The sequence below is a fragment of the Burkholderia sp. BCC0097 genome (assembly GCF_902832985.1).
Lineage (GTDB): Bacteria > Pseudomonadota > Gammaproteobacteria > Burkholderiales > Burkholderiaceae > Burkholderia > Burkholderia orbicola.
Map to the genome: position 1 here is coordinate 823,094 of NZ_CADFDM010000004.1, position 9,403 is coordinate 832,496.

Here is a 9,403-nt window from a genome sequence, read left to right on the forward strand (position 1 = left end):
GCGGCGCGCCCCGCGTTCCGGATCGGACGCATCGAAGTGCTTCGAACTGCACATCGATGATGTCCGAACCGGTTAATCCACCGGGCGGCGCGGGTGCATCGCGTTTGCTTCATCCGGCGGCAGCAGTTTCGAATCGCAAAGGGGGAATCAGATGCATCGGATCATCATCGTAGGCGGAGGTGCCGGCGGCCTGGAACTGGCGACGCGGCTCGGCGACCGTTACGGCGCGCGCGGCAATCGTCCCGCGCGTGCGCTCGTCACGCTCGTCGACCGCAATCCGACGCACATCTGGAAACCGTTGCTGCACGAGGTCGCGGCCGGTAGCATGGACCCGTTCACGCAGGAACTCGAATATGCGGCGCAGGCGCGCTGGCACGGCTTCGAGTTCCAGCAGGGCGAGCTGACCGGGCTCGACCGCGCGGCGAAGCGCGTCACGCTGTCGCCCCTCAACGACAGCGACGGCGCGGAGCTGTTGCCGGCGCGCGAGCTGGAATACGACACGCTCGTGATCGCGATCGGCAGCACGACGCACTTCTTCGGCGTGCAGGGTGCGCCGGAAAACGCGATCGCGCTCGATACGGTCGGAGAGGCCGAACGCTTCCGCAAGCGCTTGATCGCGGCATGCATGCGCGCCGAGCATCAGGCGCCGGCGCCGAGCGTGCCAGGCGAGTCGGCCGAGCCGCGCATCCAGGTCGTGATCGTCGGCGGCGGCGCGACGGGCGTCGAGTTGTCCGCGGAACTGCGCAATACCGCGCAGGTGCTGTCCGTGTACGGGCTGCACAAGCTCGATCCGCGCCATGACGTCGGCATCGTGCTGATCGAATCAGGGCCGCGGATCCTGCCGGCACTGCAGGAGCGCGTGTCGGCGGCGACGGCCGAACTGCTCGAGAAGCTCGGCGTGCGGCTGATGCTCAGCGAGCGCGTGACCGAGGTGGCGCCCGGGTTCGTGCATACCGCGAGCGGCAAGGCAGTGCGCGCCGACCTGACGGTCTGGGCGGCCGGCATCAAGGCGCCGTCCGTGCTCTCGCATCTCGACGGCCTCCAGGTCAACAAGCTCGGTCAGCTCGACGTGCGCCGCACGCTGCAGACCTTCACCGACGACAACGTGTTCGCACTCGGCGATTGCGCGGCCTGCGCCTGGCCGGGCAACGAACGCAACGTGCCGCCGCGCGCACAGGCGGCGCACCAGCAGGCGAGTTTCCTGCTGAAGGCGATCAGCTGTCGGCTCGAAGGGCGCCCGCTGCCCGAGTTCACGTATCGCGATTTCGGTTCGCTCGTGTCGCTCGGCCACTTCAGCGCAGTCGGCAACCTGATGGGCGGGCTGATCGGCGGCAACATGCTGATCGAAGGGCTGTTCGCGCGCTTCATGTACATGTCGCTGTACCGGCTGCACATCGCGGCGCTGCACGGTTATCCGCGGATGATGCTCGACACGGTCGCGCACTGGCTGCGGCGCACGACGCTGCCGCGTGTCAAGCTGCACTGATCGCGCGCTTGCATACTCGCGTGTGGAGCGGGCGGGGAATGCGCATGTCGTGCGTGTCGCCGCCCGTTTTCTTTTCGGTTCGCAACGATTCGGTCGCGCGACGATGCTCGATACGCGCCACCGCGCGGCGATTCGGCAGGCGGCCGGCGCGCTGTCGCGCGATGATCGGTTCGATCGCCGCCACGCGTCGTAATCGAGTCTTACACATCTGACAGTTGACGCGACAACGGATTATTGGGCATCTTGTCCGGGTTTTCGTTTGCGGCGGGGTGCCAACCGCCGCGACATCCGCACCGCGTGCCGGTGCGATGCCCCGTCATGCCGTATCCGCGAGCGTGACGGCGGCGCCCAATCGAGGAGTGCATTCATGTTGAAACCCGAAGTCGACAGCCTGGTCCCCCATGTCCCGTTCTCGCGCCGCAAGTTCATGCAGGCCGCGCTGGGCGGCACCTTCGCGGCGGCCGTGCTGCCCGTGTCGGCGCAGACGGTCACGACCGACAGCACCGGGCTGGACGTCGACACCATCGAGATCCGCTCCGGCGATGCGAGCGTGCCGGCTTATCGCGCCCAGCCGGTCGACAAGACGAACCTGCCGGTCGTCATCGTGATTCACGAGATCTTCGGCGTGCACGCGCATATCGCGGATGTCTGCCGGCGCTTCGCGAAGCTCGGCTATCTCGCGATCGCGCCCGACCTGTTCGCCCGGCAGGGCAACGCGGCGAAGTATCCGACGATGAAGGAACTGTACGACCACATCATCAGCAAGGTACCGGACCGCCAGGTTACCGAGGATCTCGATGCGACCGTCGCATGGGCCGGCAAGAACGGCGGCGACCTGACGCGCCTCGGCGTGACCGGGTTCTGCTGGGGCGGTCGCCAGGCGTGGCTGTATGCGGAGCACAATCCGCACGTGCGGGCCGCCGTGGCGTGGTACGGGTTCGTCGAAGGCAAGACCGACGAGATGACGCCGTTCAACCCGGTCGATCATGCATCGTCGTTGAAGGTGCCCGTGCTCGGGCTGTACGGCGAGAAGGATCAGAACATCACGCAGGCGTCGCTCGCGGACATGCGCAAGGCGATCCAGACGAGCGATTCGAAGCTCGCGCGCGAATCGGAAATCGTCGTGTATCCGGATGCCGGCCACGCGTTCTTCGCCGACTATCGGCCGAGTTACGTGAAAGGCGATGCCGAGGACGGCTGGAAGCGCGCGATCGAGTGGTTTCACAAGTACGGCGTGATGTAAACGACGAGCGGCGGCAACTACCGCCGCGGCATCGGCCGCCGTTTCATCGTCGTCGCGCCGCGCGGGTGCTCAAGGATTCGGGCCGGTCGCGATCGGCCGCGACGGATCGGCGCTCCATTCGCTCCACGAGCCGGGGTACAGCGACGCGCCGTGCAGGCCCGCGACTTCCAGTGCCAGCGCGTTGTGGCAGGCGGTGACGCCGGAGCCGCATTGCAGGATCACGCGATTCGGCTCGGTGCCGGCCAGCACGGTGGCGAATGCCTCGCGCAATTCATGGCCGGTCTTGAAGCGGCCGTCGGCAGTCAGGTTGTCCTTGAAGAAGCGATTGCGCGCACCGGGAATATGGCCGCCCACCCGATCGATCGTTTCATTCTCGCCGCGATAGCGGTCCGGTGCGCGTGCATCGATCACGACGCGCGCAGGCGACGACACGTTCGCGAGCACGGCCGCTGCATCGACCGTCGATTCGAGCGGCGTGGCCGAGCGGAAGTCGCCGGCGACCGGTTGCGGCACGTCGGTCGTCAGCGGCTGGCCGGCTGCTTCCCAGGCCTGCAGGCCGCCGTCGAGCACCGCAACCGAATCGTGACCGAGCCAGCGCAACAGCCACCACAGGCGTGCCGCATAGGCGCCGCCCTGCGCGTCGTACGCGACGACCTGCTGGCCCTGCTTGAGGCCGCGGCTGGCGAGCAGCGTCGCGAGCGCGTCGCGGGTCGGCAGCGGATGGCGGCCGTTGGTGCCCGTCTTGCGGCCCGACAGGTCGCGGTCGAGATGAAGATATTGCGCGCCGGGGAGGTGGCCGGCCGCGTAGGCGGTTTCGCCGGCTGCGGGATCGACGAGATCGAAGCGGCAGTCGAACAGTGCCACGCTGCCGGGCGCCGCGGCCAGGCGCTCGGCGAGATTGGCGGCGGAAATGAGCGTGGTGTAATGAGTGTGTGGCATGACGGCTCCCTCGAGTGCAAATGGCCTGACACTCCAAGTCTAAACAAAAAAAGACGGGCCGAAGCCCGTCTTTTCGTTTGCCGGAGGCCGGGCGGCGTCAAAGCGCCGCATCCGCCGTCAGAGGTCGCCGAGGTGGCGGCGGAGGAACTCGTGGAAGTGCTGCATCCCGTCTTCCATCGGGCTCTGATACGGGCCGACCTGCGACTCGCCGCGCGCCATCAGCGCACGGCGGCCTGCGTCCATCCGCATCGCGATCTCGTCGTCCTCGACGGCCGTTTCCATATAGGCGGCGCGCTCGGCCTCGACGAATTCGCGCTCGAACAGCGCGATTTCCTCGGGGTAATAGAACTCGACGATGTTGGTCGTCTTCTGCGGCCCGCGCGGGATCAGCCACGACACGACCAGCACGTGCGGATACCACTCGATCATCAGGCCCGGGTAGTAGACCATCCAGATCGCGCCGAACTCCGGCGGCACGCCGTTGCGGAACTTCAGCACCTGCTCGTGCCATTTCTGGTAAGTCGCGCTGCCCGGCTTCGCGAGGGCGTTGTGCACGCCGACCGTCTGCACGCTGTACCAGTCGCCGAACTCCCATTTGAGATCGTCGCACGACACGAAGCTGCCGAGGCCCGGGTGGAACGGAACGACGTGATAATCCTCGAGGTAGACCTCGATGAACGTCTTCCAGTTGTAATCGCACTCGTGCACTTCCACGTGATCGAACAGGTACTCGGAGAAGTCGAAGTGATGCTTCGTGCCGAGGTTGGCGAGGTCGCGCGCGACGTTGCGGCCCTCGGCCTCGAACAGCAGCCCCTGCCAGTTCTGCAGCGGGCTCTTGCCGAGGTTCAGGCACGGTTTGTCGGGGAAGTGCGGTGCGCCGAGCAACTCGCCTTCGAGGTCGTACGTCCAGCGGTGCAGCGGACACACGATGTTCTGCGTGCGGCCGCGCCCGTTGAGCATGATCGCTTGCCGGTGGCGGCACACGTTCGACAGCAGTTCGATCTGGTTCGTCTGGTTGCGGACCAGCACGCGGCCTTCCTGCTCGGACGGCAGCGCGAAATAATCCCCCGCCTCGGGCACCATCAACTCGTGCCCGACGTAACGAGGTCCTTTCTTGAAGAGGGTTTCGATCTCGCGCTCGAGTAGCGCCTCATCGAAATATGCAGTGACTGGAAGCTGGCTGTGGGCCGACTTCAACTGAAGCGCATCGCTCAGATTGGACATTCCCACTCCCGGTGTTAGCGTGAAAGCAGTGAACAACCCAACCATCGAAAAATCGATTTAGGGAAACGGGGAATTATACCCGGTTCGCCCCGCAAGGCTAGGATTAAGTGCCTGATTTGTGTCAATTTTTTGTCGGGCGGCCGTCGAAAGGCGCACACTGTGCGTTGTAGATGGGGCCGGAATTGTGCGCGGGCGCCCACGACGGCAGGTCGGAAAATTCTCTTTTGCCGTAGAATGTCCGACTTGTTTTGAAATTTGACACCTCGTCCATGGCGAAAACCGCATCCCCAGGCGCCACGCCGCCCGGCAATGGCACCGAACCGTTGCCGGACAATTACGAGATGGCGCTCGCGGAACTCGAGACGCTGGTTGCCCGGATGGAAGGCGGCGCGTTGAGCCTCGAGGATTCACTGGCGGCGTATCGCCGCGGTGCGACCCTCGTTGCGTTTTGCCAACAGCAGCTCGAGAAAGTGGAGCAGCAGGTTCGCGTGCTCGACGGCGCGACGCTGAAGCCGCTTTCGTCCGGAACGGCCGCCACGGACGGCGAAGACGACGATCTATGACATTCGAACAATGGATGCGGTCCGTGCTTGACCGTGTCGAGGACGCACTTGGCCACTATCTGCCGGCTGAAACCGCGATGCCCGCGAAACTTCACGAGGCGATGCGCTACGCGGTCCTCGGTGGCGGCAAGCGCGTTCGCCCGCTGCTGTGCCATGCGGCAGGCGAGCTGACCGGTGCGACGGAGGCGGCACGCAATGCCGCGGCGGCGGCGCTGGAGATGATCCACGTCTACTCGCTCGTGCACGACGACATGCCGTGCATGGACGACGACGCGCTGCGCCGCGGCAAGCCGACCGTGCACGTGCAGTACGACGAACCGACGGCGCTGCTGGTCGGCGACGCGCTGCAGTCGCAGGCGTTCGTGGCGTTGACCGACGCCGATGCGCTGTCGCCGGTGCAGCAGGCGGCGCTCGTGCGCGAGCTCGCGCTGGCGAGCGGCTCGATCGGCATGGCCGGCGGGCAGGCGATCGATCTCGCGAGCGTCGGCCTGAAGCTGACGCGCGAACAGCTCGAGACGATGCACCGGATGAAGACGGGCGCATTGCTGCGCGCGGCCGTGCGGATGGGCGCGCTGGCCGGTGAGACGCCGTCGGCGGAAACGATGGCCGCGCTGGATGTTTACGCCGGGGCCGTGGGTCTGGCCTTCCAGGTCGTGGACGACATTCTCGACGTCACGACCGATTCGGCGACGCTCGGCAAGACGGCCGGCAAGGACGCGGCGAACGACAAGCCGACCTACGTATCGATCCTCGGTCTCGAGGCGTCGCGCGAGCTGGCAGCGCAGCTGCGCGCGGAAGCGCACGACGCGCTGAAACCGTTCGGCGCACGCGCACAGCGTCTGGCCGAACTTGCCGACCTGGTAGTGAACCGGGTCAGCTGACGCGAAAGCCCGCCGCCGCGCACACGCTACGGTGCGTGCAAAAGAATGCGGGCGCGTTTGATTTCCTACAATGGAACGACGATGTACGACTTGCTGAAAACCATCGACGACCCGGCGGATTTACGCCGCCTCGATCGTCGCCAACTGCAACCGCTCGCGGATGAACTGCGCGCGTTCGTGCTCGACAGCGTGTCGAAGACGGGCGGCCATTTGTCGTCCAACCTCGGGACGGTCGAGCTGACGATCGCGTTGCACTACGTGTTCAACACGCCGAACGATCGCATCGTCTGGGACGTGGGACACCAGACCTACCCGCACAAGATCCTGACGGGCCGCCGCGACCAGATGCATTCGCTGCGTCAGTACGACGGCATCTCGGGCTTTCCGCGCCGCAGCGAGTCGGAATACGACACGTTCGGCACCGCGCACTCGAGCACGTCGATCTCGGCCGCGCTCGGCATGGCGATCGGCAGCCAGCTGAACGGCGACGACCGCTTCTCGATCGCGGTGATCGGCGACGGCGCGATGACGGCCGGCATGGCGTTCGAGGCGATGAACAACGCGGGCGTGTCGGAAGATGCGAAGCTGCTCGTGATCCTCAACGACAACGACATGTCGATCTCGCCGCCGGTCGGCGCGCTGAATCGCCATCTCGCCCGCTTGATGTCGGGCCGCTTCTATGCGGCTGCGCGCGCGGGCGTCGAGCGCGTGCTGAGCGTGGCGCCGCCGGTGCTCGAACTCGCGCGCAAGCTCGAGGAGCACGCGAAGGGCATGGTCGTGCCGGCCACGCTGTTCGAGGAATTCGGCTTCAACTACATCGGCCCGATCGACGGTCACGATCTCGATTCGTTGATCCCGACGCTGCAGAACATCCGCGAGTTGCGCGGCCCGCAGTTCCTGCACGTGGTGACGAAGAAAGGCCAGGGCTACAAGCTCGCCGAAGCCGATCCGGTGCTCTATCACGGCCCCGGCAAGTTCAACCCGGCCGAAGGCATCAAGCCGTCGACCACACCTGCGAAGAAGACCTACACGCAGGTGTTCGGCGAGTGGCTGTGCGACGAAGCCGAGCGCGATACGCGCGTGGTGGGCATCACGCCCGCGATGCGCGAAGGCTCGGGCATGGTCGAGTTCGAGAAGCGCTTCAAGGATCGCTACTACGACGTCGGTATCGCCGAGCAGCATGCGGTGACGTTCGCGGGCGGTCTCGCGACCGAAGGGCTGAAGCCCGTCGTCGCGATCTACTCGACGTTCCTGCAACGTGCGTACGACCAGTTGATCCACGACGTCGCGCTGCAGAATCTGCCGGTCGTGTTCGCGATCGATCGCGCGGGCCTCGTCGGCGCGGACGGCGCGACGCATGCGGGCGCATACGATCTCGCGTTCATGCGCTGCATCCCGAACATGACGATCATGGCCGCATCCGACGAGAACGAATGCCGCCAGATGCTGCACACGGCGCTGCAGCAGCCGAACCCGACCGCGGTGCGTTATCCGCGCGGCGCGGGCACGGGCGTGGCGACGGTGAAGGAGTTCACCGAGATCCCGCTCGGCAAGGGTGAAGTGCGTCGCCGCACGTCGCAGCCGGAAGGCAAGCGCGTCGCGATCCTCGCGTTCGGCACGATGGTCGCACCGTCGCTCGCCGCTGCCGAGGAACTCGATGCAACGGTCGCGAACATGCGCTTCGTGAAGCCGGTCGATGCGGCGCTCGTGCGCGAGCTGGCCGAAACGCACGACTACCTCGTCACGGTCGAGGAAGGCTGCGTGATGGGGGGCGCGGGCTCGGCCTGCGTCGAAGCCCTGATGGAGAGTGGGGTTATCCGACCCGTACTACAATTGGGCCTCCCTGACCAGTTCGTCGACCACGGCGACCACGCGAAGCTGCTGGCGCAATGCGGCCTCGACGGCGCGGGCATCGCGAAGTCGATTCGCGAACGCTTCCTGAGCCCGGCGGCCGATGTCGCCGGCCACGCGAAGCGCGTCGCATAAGCTGGCGCCGCCTGCGGGCGGCGTCGGTGCGACTGGCGCAACCGGTCTTCATTGATGCGGAAAACATGGGCCTGCGGGCCCATGTTGCTTTTCCGGCTGCCGCATGACGCGGCGTGCGCGTCGTCGAACGCGCGGCTTACAAGGATTGAACAAGATGAACCAGATGAATCCCGCCTTCGTGATGCCCGACGTGCAGAGCACGGTGGATACCCGCCAGATTCCGATTCAGCGTGTGGGCGTGAAGGCGGTCCGGCATCCGTTGACGGTATGCACCGAGAGCGGCGACGTGCAACCGACCGTCGGTGTCTGGAATCTCGACGTCCGTCTGCCGGCCGATCAGAAGGGCACGCACATGTCGCGCTTCGTCGCGCTGCTCGAAGAAAATCGCGCGCCGCTGACGGTCGAGCGCTTCCGCGCGATGCTCGCGTCGATGCTCGAAAAGCTCGAAGCCGAGGCCGGCCGCATCGAAGTCACGTTCCCGTATTTCGTGAACAAGACGGCGCCGGTGTCCGGCGTGCAGAGCCTGCTCGACTATGAAGTGACGCTCGCGGGCGAAAGCCGCAACGGCGACACGCGCCTGTTCCTGAAGGTGCTCGTGCCGGTCACGAGCCTGTGCCCGTGTTCGAAGAAGATCTCGCAGTACGGCGCGCACAACCAGCGCTCGCACGTGACGATCGATGCCGAGCTGGCCGCCGATCTGCCGGTCGAGGCGCTGATCCGCATCGCGGAAGAGGAAGCGTCGTGCGAACTGTGGGGGCTGCTGAAGCGTCCGGACGAGAAGTTCGTCACCGAGCGTGCATACGAGAACCCGAAGTTCGTCGAGGATCTGGTGCGCGACGTCGCGCAACGTCTCGATGCGGACGAGCGGGTGGTTGCTTACGTGCTCGAAGCCGAGAACTTCGAGTCGATCCACAATCACAGCGCGTATGCGTTGATCGAACGCGACAAGCGGCAGGCCGCATAACGCCGCGACTGCGGCATTTTGTTCTGCTGTCAAGTCCTGGAATAGGTTGACAGTATTCAGACGCTAGAACGCCCGATGCACCGCATCGGGCGTTTTGTATTTCAGCGCGGCATGCGG

General features: G+C 65.8%; 8 protein-coding genes. 6 read left to right on the forward strand and 2 right to left on the reverse strand.

What is annotated here, in order from left to right:
- The first annotated feature begins 151 nt into the window (after window positions 1-151).
- Together HWX07_RS17480 and HWX07_RS17485 are read left to right on the forward strand one after the other, a co-directional pair.
- The gene (locus HWX07_RS17480) at window positions 152-1,486 is read left to right on the forward strand and encodes an NAD(P)/FAD-dependent oxidoreductase (RefSeq protein ID WP_006479436.1); all 1,335 of its coding nucleotides are present in this window, start codon (window positions 152-154) and stop codon (window positions 1,484-1,486) included.
- 367 nt (window positions 1,487-1,853) lie between these two features.
- Window positions 1,854-2,729 (forward strand): dienelactone hydrolase family protein, encoded by an 876-nt coding sequence (locus tag HWX07_RS17485; RefSeq protein ID WP_011548153.1) that lies wholly within the window; start codon window positions 1,854-1,856, stop codon window positions 2,727-2,729.
- Between the two features lie 69 nt (window positions 2,730-2,798).
- Here the strand turns inward: HWX07_RS17485 and HWX07_RS17490 are convergent, their stop codons facing one another.
- A complete protein-coding gene (locus HWX07_RS17490; RefSeq protein ID WP_124632572.1) occupies window positions 2,799-3,668 on the reverse strand; it encodes a sulfurtransferase in 870 nt (289 codons plus the stop codon).
- Window positions 3,669-3,785: 117 nt separating this feature from the next.
- The gene (locus HWX07_RS17495; protein WP_124632571.1) at window positions 3,786-4,892 is read right to left on the reverse strand and encodes an aromatic ring-hydroxylating dioxygenase subunit alpha; all 1,107 of its coding nucleotides are present in this window, start codon (window positions 4,890-4,892) and stop codon (window positions 3,786-3,788) included.
- Between the two features lie 269 nt (window positions 4,893-5,161).
- Here HWX07_RS17495 and HWX07_RS17500 point away from each other — a divergent pair, with 269 nt between their 5' ends.
- The 4 genes from HWX07_RS17500 to folE2 all read left to right on the forward strand — a co-directional run bounded on the left by HWX07_RS17500 (window position 5,162) and on the right by folE2 (window position 9,286).
- On the forward strand, window positions 5,162-5,455 hold the full coding sequence (locus HWX07_RS17500; RefSeq protein WP_006479428.1) for an exodeoxyribonuclease VII small subunit: 294 nt from the start codon (window positions 5,162-5,164) through the stop codon (window positions 5,453-5,455).
- Window positions 5,452-6,336: a polyprenyl synthetase family protein gene (locus HWX07_RS17505; RefSeq protein ID WP_006479426.1), complete on the forward strand. Its 885-nt coding sequence runs from the start codon at window positions 5,452-5,454 to the stop codon at window positions 6,334-6,336. The genes HWX07_RS17500 and HWX07_RS17505 overlap by 4 nt, the downstream gene beginning before the upstream one ends.
- An 81-nt stretch (window positions 6,337-6,417) precedes the next feature.
- Entirely contained in the window at window positions 6,418-8,322 is a 1,905-nt protein-coding gene (dxs, locus tag HWX07_RS17510; protein WP_012338492.1) for a 1-deoxy-D-xylulose-5-phosphate synthase, read from the forward strand.
- Window positions 8,323-8,476: 154 nt separating this feature from the next.
- Entirely contained in the window at window positions 8,477-9,286 is an 810-nt protein-coding gene (gene folE2, locus HWX07_RS17515; RefSeq protein WP_006486446.1) for a GTP cyclohydrolase FolE2, read from the forward strand.
- Window positions 9,287-9,403 lie beyond the last annotated feature (117 nt).

Coding starts and splice junctions, on each gene's coding strand:
- HWX07_RS17480 (WP_006479436.1), top strand. CDS start 152: ATGCATCGGATCATCATCGTAGGCGGAGGTGCCGGCGGCCTGGAACTG.
- HWX07_RS17485 (WP_011548153.1), top strand. CDS start 1,854: ATGTTGAAACCCGAAGTCGACAGCCTGGTCCCCCATGTCCCGTTCTCG.
- HWX07_RS17490 (WP_124632572.1), bottom strand. CDS start 3,668: ATGCCACACACTCATTACACCACGCTCATTTCCGCCGCCAATCTCGCC.
- HWX07_RS17495 (WP_124632571.1), bottom strand. CDS start 4,892: ATGTCCAATCTGAGCGATGCGCTTCAGTTGAAGTCGGCCCACAGCCAG.
- HWX07_RS17500 (WP_006479428.1), top strand. CDS start 5,162: ATGGCGAAAACCGCATCCCCAGGCGCCACGCCGCCCGGCAATGGCACC.
- HWX07_RS17505 (WP_006479426.1), top strand. CDS start 5,452: ATGACATTCGAACAATGGATGCGGTCCGTGCTTGACCGTGTCGAGGAC.
- dxs (WP_012338492.1), top strand. CDS start 6,418: ATGTACGACTTGCTGAAAACCATCGACGACCCGGCGGATTTACGCCGC.
- folE2 (WP_006486446.1), top strand. CDS start 8,477: ATGAACCAGATGAATCCCGCCTTCGTGATGCCCGACGTGCAGAGCACG.